The organism is Halochromatium roseum, assembly GCF_016653315.1.
Classification (GTDB): domain Bacteria; phylum Pseudomonadota; class Gammaproteobacteria; order Chromatiales; family Chromatiaceae; genus Lamprobacter; species Lamprobacter roseus.
This window is the reverse complement of sequence record NZ_NHSH01000057.1, coordinates 61615-74755: the sequence shown is the minus strand read 5'-3', so window position 1 is coordinate 74755 and position 13141 is coordinate 61615. Positions and strand designations below refer to the sequence as shown.

Below are 13141 nucleotides of genomic sequence, written 5' to 3'. Positions count from 1 at the left end.
CACACCGATGACCCAGACCGTCGACAAGATCAAGCCCGGCTATCCGCTGTTCCTCGATGAGGACTACCAGGCCAGCATCACCAGCAAGCGCGAGACCTCAGAGGAGCGTGTCGATCAGGCCAAGCTCGATGAGACCTTCGAGTGGACCACGACCAAGGAATACCAAGAGCTCAACTTCGCCCGTGAGGCCCTGACCATCAATCCGGCCAAGGCCTGTCAGCCGCTCGGCGCCGTGCTCTGCGCGCTCGGCTTCGAGAAAACCCTACCCTACGTGCACGGGTCCCAAGGCTGCGTCGCCTACTTCCGCACCTACTTCAACCGCCACTTCAAGGAGCCGATCGCCTGCGTCTCCGATTCGATGACCGAGGATGCGGCGGTCTTTGGCGGCCAGAAGAACATGTTCGACGGCCTCGAGAACGCCAAAGCGCTCTACAAGCCAGAGATGATCGCGGTCTCTACCACCTGCATGGCCGAGGTCATCGGTGACGACCTCAACGCCTTCATCGGCAACGCCAAGAAGGAAGGGCACATCCCGCCCGAGTTCCCAACCCCGTTCGCCCACACCCCGAGCTTCGTCGGCAGCCACACCACCGGCTGGGACAACATGTTCGAAGGCACTATGCGCTACTTCACCCTCAACGAGATGGAGGGTAAAGAGGTCGGCAGTAACGGCAAGATCAACCTGGTACCGGGCTTCGAGACCTACCTGGGCAACTTCCGCATCATGCACCGGATGATGCAGGAGATGGGCGTCGACTACAGCCTGCTCAGCGACCCGACCGATGTGCTCGACACGCCAGCCGATGGCGAGTACCGGATGTACGACGGCGGCACCAAGATCGATGAGATCAAGGACGCCCCTAACGCCATCGACACCCTGCTGCTGCAGCCCTGGCAGCTGCCCAAGACCAAGAAGTACATCGACACCGTCTGGCATCAGCCGGCCTCGAAGATCGACATCCCGATGGGTCTCGAGTGGACCGACGACTTCCTGATGAAGGTCTCGGAGCTGACCGGCAAGGAGATCCCGGCCTCCCTGGCCAAGGAGCGCGGTCGCCTGGTGGACATGATGACCGACAGCCATCAGTGGCTGCACGGCAAGAGCTTCGCGCTCTACGGCGATGCCGACTTCGTCATGGGCCTGACCAAGTTCCTGCTCGAACTCGGTGCTGAGCCGAAGCATATCCTCTGTCATCACGCCAACAAGCGTTGGAAGAAGACAATGGAGGCGATGCTGGCCGACTCGCCCTATGGACAGAACTCGACCGTCTACATCAGCAAAGACCTCTGGCACCTGCGTTCACTCTGCTTCACCGACAAGCCGGACTTCCTGATCGGTAACAGCTACGGCAAGTTCATCCAGCGCGACACCCTGCACAAGGGCAAGGAGCATGAAGTCCCGCTGATCCGCCTCGGCTTCCCGATCTTCGATCGTCATCACCTGCATCGGATGACCACGCTCGGCTACGAAGGCGCGATGTACATGCTGACCACCTTGGTCAACGCCGTGCTCGAGCAGCTCGATCGCGAGACCAACGAGATGGGCGTTACCGACTTCGGTTACGACCTGGTTCGATAACCGCGAAGGTGGCTTTCGGCCCGACAAGCGGCTTCCTCCTCTTGTCGGGCCGGGGTGGGACTGTCTGCACGCTCAGGCGACATGGAACGCCTACTCAGTGCCAAAGGTCCCGTCGCGGCCCTGGTACCCCCGGTCAGCGGACGCCGTGAATCCGTCCTTGGAGGCTCGGCGATCGCCATCCGGGCGATCGACGCCGCTGACCGGGGACACCAGGACCACGACTAGCGCCTCAAGAACACCGGACAGCAGAGGGTGGCATGAATCCAGTCCCTGGTGGCCCGGCGACCGGCAGCGGGCGATCGACACCACTGAGTCACAAGCACCGCCGACTAGCCAAAACAAAGAGATCGTACAAGATGCCGAACGTGATGATCCGAAAGAACGACAGCGGTGGACTGCTGTTCTATGTCGCCAAGAAAGACATGGAAGAGACCATCGCCAGCGTCGAGACCGATACCAGCGACGCCTGGGGTGGCGCTGTCGAGCTGACCGACGGCTCACGCTGGTACATCGACCCGGTCAGCCCACCACCCAGATTCCCAACCACCCTGCGCTTCAAGCGCGCCGAGAGCTGAGCGAGTCACCAAAGCCAGCAAACTTGCTACTGCAGCGACGCCCTAATCCAGCTCGCGCGGCAATGCGTGACCAACATCCGACATAGCCGCCATCACAACGCCCCAACCGGAGGTACACCATGGCCTTACAAATCATCCGCGACCTCTGCACCGCCTGCGGCGACTGCGTATCCGTCTGCCCGACCGATAGCATCACGGCTTTTAAAGGCACCTACAAGATCGACGCCGCCACCTGCACCGAGTGCGACGACGCCGACCCGCAGTGCCTCGACGTCTGCATGGAAGACGACTGCATCGTCCCCGCCTAAGATAGGGTCGAGCGAAAAGCGCAAGCAACTAAAGGCTGTCCGTGAGCCAGCAGCAAACGCCGCCGGACGTCCGCAAACAGCCAAAGTGCGAGCAGAGTCTGTCGGGTGGCGCCCGCCGGAGGCGTGCGCAGCAAGGATGCTGCGCTCGAGCCTCCAAGGACGGATTCACGGCGTCCCCCGGCGGGCGCTACCCGGCAGACTCTGCCTGCACCCAACCCGCAGTCTCGGCCACCACCAACGCCAAGAAAAGGAGCCACCGATGACCCAACCGACCTTATCCGACGAGATCGCGCTGCGCATCGGTCTCGCCGCGCGCGCCCTCCCAGATACCGACATCGCCCGGCTCCTGCGCGTGCTCGCCAACGCCGTCGGCCTGCCACCAACCGCCGCCAATCTCGACACACTCACCGTCAAAGACCTCAAACAAGCCGCCAATGGCGACCTCGGCGAGATCGACAGCGCCTCGCTCAAAGAGGCCCTCGCCCGCCTCAAAGGCCAAGGTAACACCGACATCGAACCCGCACCCGAGCCCGAGTCCTACAGCGACGGCGAACTGCCCAACTCAATCCGCGTCGCCTGCGCCTCCAACGGCGGCGAGCTGCTCGACGGCCACTTCGGCTCCTGCCAGCGCTTTCTGGTCTATCAGGTCTCCGCCGACAGCTACAAGCTCATCGACTGCCGCGACATCGACCCGACCGCCGGCGAGCTACAAGACGATAAAAACAGCTATCGCGCCTCACTGATCGCCGACTGCCAGGTCCTCTACGTCGCCTCCATCGGCGGCCCGGCCGCGGCCAAGGTCGTCAAGCGCGACATCCATCCGATCAAACGTCCGCAGATGGGCAACGCCCGCGAGCATATCGCCGAGCTCTCGCGCACGCTCGCCGCAAAAACGCCACCCTGGCTCGCCAAGATCATGGGCACTGCAACCGAAGACCGCGTCCACTTCGAGCGATCCGCTGAAGAAGCATAAGGAACCCCAAGACCCGCTCGAGACTGGCACGGACGCTTGCTCGCGCACGACCGGCAGCACGGCGGCAGCCTGAAGCCAACACACAGCATGATTACTCCAGTCTTTCTCGATCAGATCGAGACCATCGTCAGCCGCGCCGGCCTCAGCGCCGACTCGGTCGCGGCCCTGCGCGACGCCTTCCCAGACCATCACTTCACCCACTGCCTCGATGACGACATCAGCGCCGGCATCGAGCCAGTGCGCGAATCCGCTGGCTTTAATCTCTACCTGATCGACGCCAGCGAGCACTGCCTGCGCTTCACTCGTGACCTCGACAGCGCCACCGGATTGGTCCTCGCCGAGGTCAGTGATGAGGATGACGGGTGAACAGGCGTGGATGCTGTTATCGCTCGTCGGGCGGGCGGTCAACAGGCTCCAGCGCCAAGCCAAGCGCCGCTAGGACGGATCGATGCCGAGTTGGCGTAAGCGCGCGGTCAGCAGCGCTGCTCGCGCGGCTTCTTGATTAGCGCGCTGGGCCTCTTGATCGGCGCGCTGGGCCTCCTGCTCCGCTCGCTGGGCCTCCTGCTCCGCCCGCTGGGCCGCTTGCTCCGCCCGCCGGGCCTCTTGATCAGCTCGCACGAGCGCGGCGGCTTGAGCCTCCCGGGCTCGACTGAATTCAGGCAGCACATAATCACGGTAGACTGGATCAGTCAGGAGTCCTTCTAAAGACGGTTGCTTGACCAGGTCGCGTTGGCGCCAGCGCAATCCGGGTAACGCGACGGATGCCATGATCCCCTCCGCGTCAGGCATGAGCGGTTGGTAGAAGCCTTGCGGATCGCGACGATAAAAAGCGCAATTGGCGAGGTCGCCAGCCAGAATATAATATTCGGGCACTCCTGCTTGGGCGTATTCCCGATACTTGACCACTTGGTCGCGCGCCTTTTGTCTCGGATCACTATCGGAGAGGGCTTCGAGGCACAGATCGAAGACCCCTGGATAACTGCGGTCAGGGAGTTGCAGCTGATGTGGATTGTGCGGCAGGATGATGCCCGTATCCGGTCGTCGGATGCTGCGTTGACCGGCGAGGTTGAGCACGAATCCCATCTCCTGGTTGACCAGTTGCCCACCGGCATGGCTGTCGAGCCAATACCGGATGAGCGCGATAAACCATTGAAATAATAGAATCGTTGCCCAGTCCGACACGCCTTTGGCCTCCAATCGCCCCTGATGCCATTCGTAGGTCACATCCGGCCAATCCGCGTAGTACCGCCAATAATCGGCCTCGCTCACGACCATCCCATCATAGGGCTCGGGCACAATGTCATCCTGCCAGGTCAGATGTTCACCGTAGCTGTGATAGTCGGTATCTCGCTGAGGTAGCCCCATCAGTCTTTCTCCTTGTTCAATCTAAAGATCAGCTCGTCGACTGTCCGCATCGTATCGCTTGAATCAATCCCAAAGCACGAAAAAATCCGAGTGCGCGTTACGCTGCCGACAACCTGCTTGTTGCAAGCCCGACAACCCGTGCCAAGAGGCGGATGGAATCTCTTGAATTTCAGAGACCTGAAACCTCCCTCACTCTAGGCCCAAGAGTTGCTTGCCAAGACAACCATGCGGATTCTCAATCGCACCGATCGGCGCCCCTTCAGCGCCAGCAGCCGCCAAAAACTCGAGCCTGGAGCCAGACCATGTGGGATTACTCAGACACCGTCAAAGAGCACTTCTTCAACCCGCGCAATGCCGGCGCCGTCGCTGACTCCAATGCGATCGGCGAGGTCGGCTCCCTCTCCTGTGGCGATGCGCTGCGCCTGACCCTGAAGGTCGACCCAGAGAACGAGACCATCCTCGACGCCGGCTTCCAGACCTTCGGCTGCGGCTCGGCGATCGCCTCCAGCTCGGCACTGACCGAGATCATCAAGGGTATGACGCTTGATCAGGCCCTCAAGGTCAGCAATCAGGACATCGCCGACTACCTCGACGGCCTGCCGCCAGAGAAGATGCACTGCTCGGTGATGGGTCGCGAAGCCCTGCAATCGGCGGTCGCCAACTACCGCGGCGAGGTCTGGAGCGACGATCATGAAGAAGGCGCCATGATCTGCAAGTGCTTCGCCGTCGATGAGGTGCTGATCGAGGAGACCATCCGCGCGAACCATCTCAGCAGCGTCGAAGAGGTATCGAACTACACCAAGGCCGGGGGCGGCTGCTCGGCCTGTCATGAAGGCATCGAAACCATCCTTGCGCGTGTGCTCAAGGAGCAGGGGCGCGATTTTCAGCCAGCTGCTTCACCAGCCAAAGCACCGGAGCGCCAGCGGGTTGCCGTGGGCATGCCGCTGATGCCGAAGCGCGCCCAAACAGCCTCGCCGGCTGAACAGCCGTCGACGGATGCGGCAGCCGTTGCAACGAGCGCAACAGCGCCGCCCGCGTCATCAGCAAGCGTCGCACCACCTCCTGGCAGCGCCGCATTAGCCGCCGCATCGCCAGCGGCGGCAACAGCGAACCAGGCTGAACCCAGCGCAAAGTCTCGCCCCAAGCTGAGCAATCTCGCCCGCATCCGCCGCATCGAGCAGACCATCGAGTCGATTCGGCCAAATCTGCAGCGCGACCATGGCGATATCGAACTAATTGATGTCGATGGCAAGAACATCTTCGTCAAGATGGTCGGCGCCTGCTCCGGCTGCCAGCTTGCCGCGGTGACGCTGGAAGGTATTCAGGAGCGCATCTGCGAGGATCTCGGTGAACTGGTTCGCGTGCTGCCAGAACAGGCGATGGCCGTTGCTCAGCGCGCCTGAGCCTGTGCTTCGGCAATAAAAGCTTGATTCAACGCAAACAGCTCAGGCGAAAGCCTTACGAAAAGAGTCTTGCGAAAAAGAAGATGTCACGCGAAGACGCAAAGACGCGAAAATGCTCAGCAAAGAAAGCACTTGGCTTGGGCGAGACCATGAGTCCGTGACGGAGCAGTTTAGCGGATTGATCGGCTTCGCGTGACACAGACGATGAACACCGACACCATGAGCTCAACCAGCATGTCTAGCGATCAACCCAGCACCGGTATCTATCTCGACAATAACGCCACCACCATGGTCGCACCCGAAGTGGTCGAGGCGATGTTGCCCTACTTCAGCGATCAGTTCGGCAACGCCTCCTCGATGCATCAGTTCGGCGACCGGGTCGGGCGCGCGATCAAGACCGCGCGCCAGCAGGTGCAAGCCCTGCTTGGCGCCGAGCTCGACTCCGAGATCGTATTCACTTCCTGCGGCACCGAGTCCGATTCCACCGCCATCTTGTCCGCGCTCAAGGCCCAGCCGGAGCGCCGCGAGATCATCACCACGGTGGTCGAACATCCGGCAGTGCTGAGCCTCTGCGAGCATCTGGAGAAGGACGGCTATACCGTTCACAGGCTCGAGGTCGATGGCCAGGGGCGCCTCGATCTCGCGCGGTATCAATCGCTGCTTAGCGATCAGGTCGCCATCGTCTCGGTGATGTGGGCCAACAACGAGACCGGCACCCTGTTCCCGGTCGAACAGATGGCCGAGATGGCACGCGAGGCCGGTGTGATGTTCCATACCGACGCGGTGCAAGCCGTCGGCAAGCTGACGATCGATCTCAAGACGACGGCCATCGACATGCTCTCGCTGTCCGGGCACAAGCTGCATGCGCCCAAGGGTATCGGCGTGCTCTATCTGCGTCGCGGCACCCGCTTCCGTCCGCTGCTGCGTGGTGGCCATCAAGAGCGCGGTCGACGTGCTGGCACCGAGAATAGCGCCTCGATCGTCGCGCTCGGCAAGGCCTGCGAGCTGGCCCAAGCCCATCTTGAGACCGAGCGCACCCAGGTCGCCGCATTGCGCGACCGGCTTGAGCAAGGCATCCTTGAGGTGGTCCCCAACAGCTTCGTCACCGGCGATCCCAGCAATCGACTACCGAACACCAGCAACATCGCCTTCGAGTTCATCGAGGGTGAGGCCATTTTGCTGCTGTTGAACAAGCTTGGCATCGCCGCCTCCAGTGGCTCGGCCTGCACCTCGGGCTCGCTTGAGCCAAGCCATGTGATGCGCGCCATGGGCATCCCCTTCACTGCCGCCCACGGCACCACCCGCTTCTCGCTCTCGCGCTACACCACGGCCGAGGAGATCGAACGCGTCATCGAAGCCGTGCCACCGGTCGTCGCTCAACTGCGCAAGCTCTCGCCCTATTGGGATCAAGACCGCCCAGCGACCGAGGGCCAGGGGCATCAGGCCGGCTTTCAGCCCGCTTATGCCTGATATCTACAACCCGCGTCGAGGCCAAATGGAGCACCTCTGTGGCCGCACCCCGGAGACTGGTGCTGATCGGGCAGCAGATGAGCAGGCCAGTCGCCTGGTTATAAGCCCTGCTCGCAACACCAGCGCCGGACGGTACTTACCGATCTCTTTGCCTTTGGTCGGCTCGAAATCAACAAAGACGATATCAGATTCCCTATCGAGATTCCGGGTCGGACGACGCTGGCGTCTCAAGCTTTTCCTCCAGCCGAGCCAGCCGTTCTTCTAGTCCTGGGGTGTTCAACTGTGGGTCACGCGCCTTGGTATCGAAGGTTGGGTTGCCACGCCACCAGTCGACACCCATCTCGACGGCGCGATCGACCGAGCAGATCAACAGCCGCACCTCGATCGTCAGCAGCTCGACCTCGACCAGCTTGACGCGGATGTCGCCCGCAATCACAACCCCCTTATCCAGCAAGCGCTCAAGCAGGTCGGCGACGGTTGTGCTGTCGGTCGCATGGGTCAGATTGCGTTGATTGGTGGCCATGATGCATCTTTAAAGCAGTCGGCCCAACGGGCCGAGATCGATGTTCAAATCCTCATCGCGCAGGCCAAAGGCCTTGCGCACGCGTGCCAGCTCATCGGCCTGACGCATCAGTGTCAGGCCGAGTCGTTCGATCTCCTCGTCATTCAGCGAGCCGGAGTCCATCCGCGCGATCGCTTGTCGCTCTAGCAGCTCGTGCAGCAGCTTGATCAGCGTCAGCACCAATTGCGCTAACCCATCACGCACGCGCTCGCCATCAATCTCCAGGCGCTTGCGACCGCCTACTGAGCCGGTCCCTGAGAATCGGGTAGACGCCTGCAGCGACCTGTCCAGCGCATCCGGCAGCACCCCCTGAGGTCGTTTAGGATTTGCCGCCGTCGGCTGTTTGTCGTTCATGAGCCGCCTCTTGCTGCAGCCGCCGCCCGGTCTCGACCGAGGTGATCAGGGCCTGCAAGTTGATGTAAATGAGATCGATATCGGCAACCGAGATGGTCAGATCAGCCACCACCACGGCGCCCTTGTTGAGGATGCGATCCAGCGCCTCGCACAGCGAGATGTGCTGCTGCTCGGCTCCGGGTGTCCTCGACCTGCCAGTGCCATGACCGAGATCCTGATCTTGACCCAGCCCCTGACTGCCACCGCTCAGGGTGCCAGCAGCGATGCCGATGCTCGCATCGCTCACGCCAGGCTCAGCTCAGCGGATCGACAACAAAGCAGCGCCAATGCCGGCTCATGCGCAAATTCAGGCTGTGCCATCAGGGTCATTTGTGGGCTTCCCAGTCGTCTTCGCCATCCTCGCTATCGGCCTGGTTATCCTCCGAATCCTCATCATGCGCATCCGAAACCTCATTAACCGCATCCGCATCCGCATCCGCATCCGCATCCGCATCATCCAGATCTTCGTCATCCTGATCTTCATCCTCCTCATCGTCCTCATCTGGCGCTTCATCCGCCTCGAGCTCGTCGAGCCGGTCAAGCAACGGTCCCTCACGGCGGTCGAACTCCTCCTCATCGATCTGCTCGGTCTCGAGCATCGTGTAGAGATCGGTGAGCTCATTGCGGATACGCGCCGCCTCGCCTTTAACCTCCTCGAGTGCGGCCTTATGGATCTCCTTAAATACCCAGAACAGACCGCGATAGGGGCTGAAAAGAATGTCATCGATCAGTAGCACAGCACCGGCCTCATCCTGTGACTGGTCGACCTGTCATCGCGTGACCGCCTAGCCGACGGCCGCTCGATTCGCTGGCTGAGAGGGTGTCTGCAGATCGAGATCGACGAAATTGTGGGGTGCCCAAGGGCCGTTGTAATCGAACAGAAAGTCGTTATTGAATCGCTTTGAGGCCTCAAACACACCTTTCTCGAACTCGGCCTGCGCTGCTTTGTCGACCAGACAAGCCAGATTCATCACCTCTTTTTCATGCTTAGGAGGATTCGCAACCACTTCTTCACAATAGCCGCGTAACACCTCGATGACCGCTGCGGTATGCCGCTCGCGCTCTTCCTGCACCAAGCGATCGAACATTCGGCCTAGCTCGATCTTCTCTTCGCGTCGGTTATGCTCTTCTTGCATCACATAATCACGCATCTCGCGCAGGACGGGGTGCATGCTGACGAAATACTCATAGATGTTACCGACGTCCCAGGAGACGCGAAGCCCCATCTCAACGCGGTGGCGCACCCGCTGTAACTGCTCCTCGATCGCGGCACGATTACCAGTCAATAAGCTCTGTACCGCCGCGGCACTGGTTGCAATGACGCCGAAACGCATTGGCAATACGGTGCCCTGTTCCAAAAGATGAGCGAGCACGGCGCGATGCGCCATCAGATGGCGCCGTTCCGGGCGCACACGGGCACTTTGAATATCACTGACGACCGCGCCGATATGGCCCGCATTCAGGCCATAGACTCGCTCCTTATTCAGTCCGGTCACGCGATAAGCGGGCGCCTCATCACCAACATCGACCAGCGCATAGATAAATTTTCCGCCCGGCGATTTCGATTTCTGAGCCATGATAATCCTGCGGATTGTTTGATCGCGGTTGAGGCTTGCGTTTCAATAGCGGATGCGTAGCCCACGAGACTGGCCTGTTGGCTCGCCCGAGGTGGACCGGCTGCAAGTCTCCGAGCGACGGCCAGCGGGCGCGCGAGCATCCTGTTTGGTCGATCTTTGTACGCCTTCGACCCCAGCCTCGACGAGCAGGCCCTGCATTTCAGTCTCGATCTCACCAAGGCGCTCATTGATGCCATCAATCCGCCCCTGTGCCGCATCCCGCTCAAGCCCTCGACGATAACGCTCAAGCTCTAGCGCACCTAATTGAAAATAACTGGCGTAGCGCCGTTGATTCTTATTCGAGCTTCGTCCCGCGACGGTCTTGATGTCGCTTAAGGTGCGCGGTGGACGCGTTGTCTTGATTGCCATTATTGACTCCTGATCAGATTTGGCTTGCCGCTCAAAGCGACGACAATGTCATCGCTCAACGCGCTCCTACCGGCAGCCTCGGCGCCTGGTCCAGCCGCCACCGGCGGACAGACCTGCTTGATCACGCTGTCGACCAATTGCCGGAAGATCGACTGCCCATCATGCAGGACCTTTGCGCTTTCAGTGCTGACCACGTCATAACAGACGCCATGGAAGAAGCGGTCGCCAAAGCGCGCTCGGCCATTGACCATACCGAGGATCTTGCCAATCGCAATCCCCGCGCGCAGGGTCGGTCGCGTCTTGTTCTCGCCGCTGCCGCGCAACTCACGAATGATGTCAACGATATGACCGGCCTCAAATTCATCGATGCCGGCCTTGGCCTTGACGATCTCGATCTCGGTATCGCGATCCGGCGGATTCAGACGGATCGTGATCATGCGATCCGCTAGCGCATCCTGGGTCTTGTGCGTGCCGGCGTATTCTTCAGGATTGGAGGTGAAGATGGCACGAAAATCGCCGCCGACATCCAGGTAGCCCTCTCCCGCCGTGCGCAATCCCGGCAGGTTCAAGATCCCCTCCGACATCACCGAGAGCAGCACATTGTTCGCCTCGGGCCGTGAGCGATTGAACTCATCGTAGATCAGCGTATCGCCATTGCGACAGGCGGTCGTCAGGCGATTATCGACCCACATTTGCCGCATCTCTTCCTCAGTGCGCACTACCGAATGGATGTAATTATCAACCACCTTGCTGCGCCGATAGCCGGCATCATTGGTGCCGATCAGATCAGAGACGCTAAACTCATCATTACCATGGATCAGAGTCACCGGCCGCCCCCAGAGCGCGGCCAAATGGAAGGCCATGGTCGTCTTACCAGTCCCAGAAGGGCCGGCAAGATGCACTGGATAACCGGCCCGCAGATAGACCAGCGCCCGATTCGTCACCTCCTCCACATAGGGTGTGGAGACAAAGGTCTCGCTCGCCTCGGGGACAACGAGATCATCATCATTCAGACCGACATCGGGTCGAAGACTTTCCAGGGTCATCATTCAATTCCAGGCTCAGCGCACATCAAGACATCAACGAAACGGCCCAATCAAATCGGGCCAGGACGGGTCAGCGCTGATCCTGGCAACCCGGGCCATCAGGTCGCGATCAGCGCTCAGGCATCGATCTCTCAGTCGCCTGCTATCGATTCTTTCGACGCTTTCGCCTTTGCTTCCTGGTGAGCACTTGACTTCCTCGGCTTGTGTGCGGCTGCCGGAGCCTTGCCACCATTGGTCACCGACTCATCGGCCACCGGCTGGGCTTGCTCATGCGTCCCCGCCTGCTTGGTTGGCGCGGCCGATGGTGCTGGCGATGCTGGCGCGGTAGCCGGCTTTTTTGCCCGCGCCGAGTTCGATACAGGCTTGGCTGAACGAGCAGCGGACTCAGAGGCTGCTCCAAACAACTGCCGCACCCCAGCAAGATCCTCAGCCACCGAGTTCTGAATCGCGGCAACCTGGCTGCTGAGATCCCGCATGAAAGCAAGTCGCGTCTGAGCAGCGGCGGCAGCCTGTTGGCTGCGCTCCTGCTTGAAGCCATTCAGCAGATCGCCAACCTGACGCGCGGTCTCAGCGACAAAGCCAGCACGCGCGGAAGCATCCTCATCGACGGATGCCAGGTAATCGGAGCGAAAAGCGATCATCGACTGTTTGAACTCGCCAAGCGTCCCGCGAATGTCATCGGCAATCGCCTCGACCTGGGCGCGGCGCTCTTCGGCCGCAGCCGCCGCCTGCTCGGTCCTGGCTTGCTGCAGATCCTGCATCATGTCGCGCACGCCTTGGCTCAAGGCGTTGATATCTTGCCCTAAGCCAGCGAGAAACTGCTGACGTGCGGCGCGGTCAGCCGCACCCTGGTCGGCGCGCGCCGCGGCAAAGCCGGTGAGCAGGCCTTCTACTAGCGATGCCTGGTCCGCAAGCTGCTCGGAGCGCGCCTGCTGGGCCTGCGCGCGGCCCTCTCGCGCGCGATCGATATCGCTGCGCAGATGCGTCATCTCATCTAAAATCTTGCTCATCGTCTGTCTCCTCAGGCCAATCCAGGAACCACAAGTCCCGCTGTCGGTGGATCGACGCGCGGGACTTCCTCAGGGGCGCATCAAACAGGTCAACTCACCCCGAGGCTGCCATGCTGTCAGGCAGGTGCTGCAGCGCTGGCGGTCAGACCAATGGCCTCAGCGTATTTGAGGTAGGTCTCAACCGAGGCCACGACGACGCGGGCCTCGACCGAGAGCAGCTCGATACCAACCAGCGAGACCTTGACCCACGCATCAACCACGATACCTTTGTCGAGGATGCGATCAACAACTTCGGCCAGACTTGAAGAGTCAGTGGATTTTGCGATGTTAGCCATGTAACTACTCCTATGCGGCAAAGCGCATTTGACTTCAGAGACAGTGCGGTTGCGCTGTCAGTGATAAGGGAGCAAGGCATGGGCCAAGATCGGAGCAGGTAACAAAAAAAATACAAGCTATTGATTTAAAAAGACTC

At 60.7% G+C, this 13141-nt stretch carries 18 protein-coding genes; 7 read left to right on the top strand and 11 right to left on the bottom strand.

Features of this window, described 5'->3' with window-relative positions:
• Nucleotides 1-7 precede the first annotated feature (7 nt).
• The 5 genes from nifK to CCR96_RS11815 all read left to right on the top strand — a co-directional run bounded on the left by nifK (nucleotide 8) and on the right by CCR96_RS11815 (nucleotide 3801).
• A complete protein-coding gene (gene nifK, locus CCR96_RS11835) occupies nucleotides 8-1579 on the top strand; it encodes a nitrogenase molybdenum-iron protein subunit beta (protein ID WP_201220328.1) in 1572 nt (523 codons plus the stop codon).
• Between the two features lie 356 nt (nucleotides 1580-1935).
• Entirely contained in the window at nucleotides 1936-2154 is a 219-nt protein-coding gene (gene nifT, locus CCR96_RS11830) for a putative nitrogen fixation protein NifT (protein ID WP_201220327.1), read from the top strand.
• A gap of 119 nt (nucleotides 2155-2273) precedes the next feature.
• Nucleotides 2274-2462: a DUF362 domain-containing protein gene (locus CCR96_RS11825; RefSeq protein ID WP_201220326.1), complete on the top strand. Its 189-nt coding sequence runs from the start codon at nucleotides 2274-2276 to the stop codon at nucleotides 2460-2462.
• 259 nt (nucleotides 2463-2721) lie between these two features.
• Nucleotides 2722-3435, top strand: coding sequence for a dinitrogenase iron-molybdenum cofactor biosynthesis protein (locus tag CCR96_RS11820; RefSeq protein ID WP_201220325.1), 714 nt, complete (start codon nucleotides 2722-2724; stop codon nucleotides 3433-3435).
• Nucleotides 3436-3522: 87 nt separating this feature from the next.
• Complete coding sequence (locus CCR96_RS11815; protein ID WP_201220324.1) at nucleotides 3523-3801, top strand: DUF6129 family protein; 279 nt, start codon at nucleotides 3523-3525, stop codon at nucleotides 3799-3801.
• A 69-nt stretch (nucleotides 3802-3870) separates the two neighbouring features.
• On the opposite strand, the gene CCR96_RS11810 is transcribed toward CCR96_RS11815, so the two are convergent.
• Nucleotides 3871-4800, bottom strand: a complete 930-nt coding sequence (locus CCR96_RS11810; protein WP_201220323.1) for a Uma2 family endonuclease — start codon at nucleotides 4798-4800, stop codon at nucleotides 3871-3873.
• 302 nt (nucleotides 4801-5102) lie between these two features.
• Between CCR96_RS11810 and nifU the strand changes: the two genes are divergently transcribed.
• The gene (gene nifU / locus CCR96_RS24600; protein WP_242518965.1) at nucleotides 5103-6203 is read left to right on the top strand and encodes a Fe-S cluster assembly protein NifU; all 1101 of its coding nucleotides are present in this window, start codon (nucleotides 5103-5105) and stop codon (nucleotides 6201-6203) included.
• 234 nt (nucleotides 6204-6437) lie between these two features.
• A complete protein-coding gene (gene nifS / locus CCR96_RS11795) occupies nucleotides 6438-7673 on the top strand; it encodes a cysteine desulfurase NifS (protein ID WP_201220322.1) in 1236 nt (411 codons plus the stop codon).
• A 3-nt stretch (nucleotides 7674-7676) separates the two neighbouring features.
• Here the strand turns inward: nifS and CCR96_RS24595 are convergent, their stop codons facing one another.
• The 10 genes from CCR96_RS24595 to gvpA all read right to left on the bottom strand — a co-directional run bounded on the left by CCR96_RS24595 (nucleotide 7677) and on the right by gvpA (nucleotide 13004).
• Nucleotides 7677-7904, bottom strand: a complete 228-nt coding sequence (locus CCR96_RS24595; RefSeq protein WP_242518963.1) for a type II toxin-antitoxin system PemK/MazF family toxin — start codon at nucleotides 7902-7904, stop codon at nucleotides 7677-7679.
• The gene (locus CCR96_RS11790; RefSeq protein WP_201220321.1) at nucleotides 7867-8196 is read right to left on the bottom strand and encodes a gas vesicle protein; all 330 of its coding nucleotides are present in this window, start codon (nucleotides 8194-8196) and stop codon (nucleotides 7867-7869) included. The genes CCR96_RS24595 and CCR96_RS11790 overlap by 38 nt, the downstream gene beginning before the upstream one ends.
• A 9-nt stretch (nucleotides 8197-8205) precedes the next feature.
• On the bottom strand, nucleotides 8206-8589 hold the full coding sequence (locus CCR96_RS11785) for a gas vesicle protein K (protein ID WP_201220320.1): 384 nt from the start codon (nucleotides 8587-8589) through the stop codon (nucleotides 8206-8208).
• Nucleotides 8555-8875 (bottom strand): gas vesicle protein, encoded by a 321-nt coding sequence (locus tag CCR96_RS25320; protein ID WP_338035871.1) that lies wholly within the window; start codon nucleotides 8873-8875, stop codon nucleotides 8555-8557. Before CCR96_RS25320 ends, CCR96_RS11785 begins: the two co-directional genes overlap by 35 nt.
• A 79-nt stretch (nucleotides 8876-8954) precedes the next feature.
• The gene (locus CCR96_RS11775; RefSeq protein WP_201220319.1) at nucleotides 8955-9365 is read right to left on the bottom strand and encodes a gas vesicle protein GvpG; all 411 of its coding nucleotides are present in this window, start codon (nucleotides 9363-9365) and stop codon (nucleotides 8955-8957) included.
• A 48-nt stretch (nucleotides 9366-9413) separates the two neighbouring features.
• The gene (locus tag CCR96_RS11770; protein ID WP_201220318.1) at nucleotides 9414-10205 is read right to left on the bottom strand and encodes a GvpL/GvpF family gas vesicle protein; all 792 of its coding nucleotides are present in this window, start codon (nucleotides 10203-10205) and stop codon (nucleotides 9414-9416) included.
• Between the two features lie 42 nt (nucleotides 10206-10247).
• Nucleotides 10248-10613, bottom strand: a complete 366-nt coding sequence (locus CCR96_RS11765; RefSeq protein WP_201220317.1) for a hypothetical protein — start codon at nucleotides 10611-10613, stop codon at nucleotides 10248-10250.
• A complete protein-coding gene (gvpN, locus tag CCR96_RS11760) occupies nucleotides 10613-11662 on the bottom strand; it encodes a gas vesicle protein GvpN (protein WP_201220316.1) in 1050 nt (349 codons plus the stop codon). Before gvpN ends, CCR96_RS11765 begins: the two co-directional genes overlap by 1 nt.
• Nucleotides 11663-11790: 128 nt before the next feature.
• A complete protein-coding gene (locus CCR96_RS11755) occupies nucleotides 11791-12669 on the bottom strand; it encodes a hypothetical protein (protein ID WP_201220315.1) in 879 nt (292 codons plus the stop codon).
• A 116-nt stretch (nucleotides 12670-12785) separates the two neighbouring features.
• Nucleotides 12786-13004, bottom strand: coding sequence for a gas vesicle structural protein GvpA (gvpA, locus tag CCR96_RS11750; RefSeq protein ID WP_200245878.1), 219 nt, complete (start codon nucleotides 13002-13004; stop codon nucleotides 12786-12788).
• Nucleotides 13005-13141: the final 137 nt, after the last annotated feature.

Excerpts from the sequence above, each read along its gene's own strand:
- nifK (WP_201220328.1), top strand. The coding sequence starts at position 8 with ATGACCCAGACCGTCGACAAGATCAAGCCCGGCTATCCGCTGTTCCTC.
- nifT (WP_201220327.1), top strand. The coding sequence starts at position 1,936 with ATGCCGAACGTGATGATCCGAAAGAACGACAGCGGTGGACTGCTGTTC.
- CCR96_RS11825 (WP_201220326.1), top strand. The coding sequence starts at position 2,274 with ATGGCCTTACAAATCATCCGCGACCTCTGCACCGCCTGCGGCGACTGC.
- CCR96_RS11820 (WP_201220325.1), top strand. The coding sequence starts at position 2,722 with ATGACCCAACCGACCTTATCCGACGAGATCGCGCTGCGCATCGGTCTC.
- CCR96_RS11815 (WP_201220324.1), top strand. The coding sequence starts at position 3,523 with ATGATTACTCCAGTCTTTCTCGATCAGATCGAGACCATCGTCAGCCGC.
- CCR96_RS11810 (WP_201220323.1), bottom strand. The coding sequence starts at position 4,800 with ATGGGGCTACCTCAGCGAGATACCGACTATCACAGCTACGGTGAACAT.
- nifU (WP_242518965.1), top strand. The coding sequence starts at position 5,103 with ATGTGGGATTACTCAGACACCGTCAAAGAGCACTTCTTCAACCCGCGC.
- nifS (WP_201220322.1), top strand. The coding sequence starts at position 6,438 with ATGTCTAGCGATCAACCCAGCACCGGTATCTATCTCGACAATAACGCC.
- CCR96_RS11790 (WP_201220321.1), bottom strand. The coding sequence starts at position 8,196 with ATGGCCACCAATCAACGCAATCTGACCCATGCGACCGACAGCACAACC.
- CCR96_RS11785 (WP_201220320.1), bottom strand. The coding sequence starts at position 8,589 with ATGAACGACAAACAGCCGACGGCGGCAAATCCTAAACGACCTCAGGGG.
- CCR96_RS11770 (WP_201220318.1), bottom strand. The coding sequence starts at position 10,205 with ATGGCTCAGAAATCGAAATCGCCGGGCGGAAAATTTATCTATGCGCTG.
- CCR96_RS11765 (WP_201220317.1), bottom strand. The coding sequence starts at position 10,613 with ATGGCAATCAAGACAACGCGTCCACCGCGCACCTTAAGCGACATCAAG.
- gvpN (WP_201220316.1), bottom strand. The coding sequence starts at position 11,662 with ATGATGACCCTGGAAAGTCTTCGACCCGATGTCGGTCTGAATGATGAT.
- CCR96_RS11755 (WP_201220315.1), bottom strand. The coding sequence starts at position 12,669 with ATGAGCAAGATTTTAGATGAGATGACGCATCTGCGCAGCGATATCGAT.
- gvpA (WP_200245878.1), bottom strand. The coding sequence starts at position 13,004 with ATGGCTAACATCGCAAAATCCACTGACTCTTCAAGTCTGGCCGAAGTT.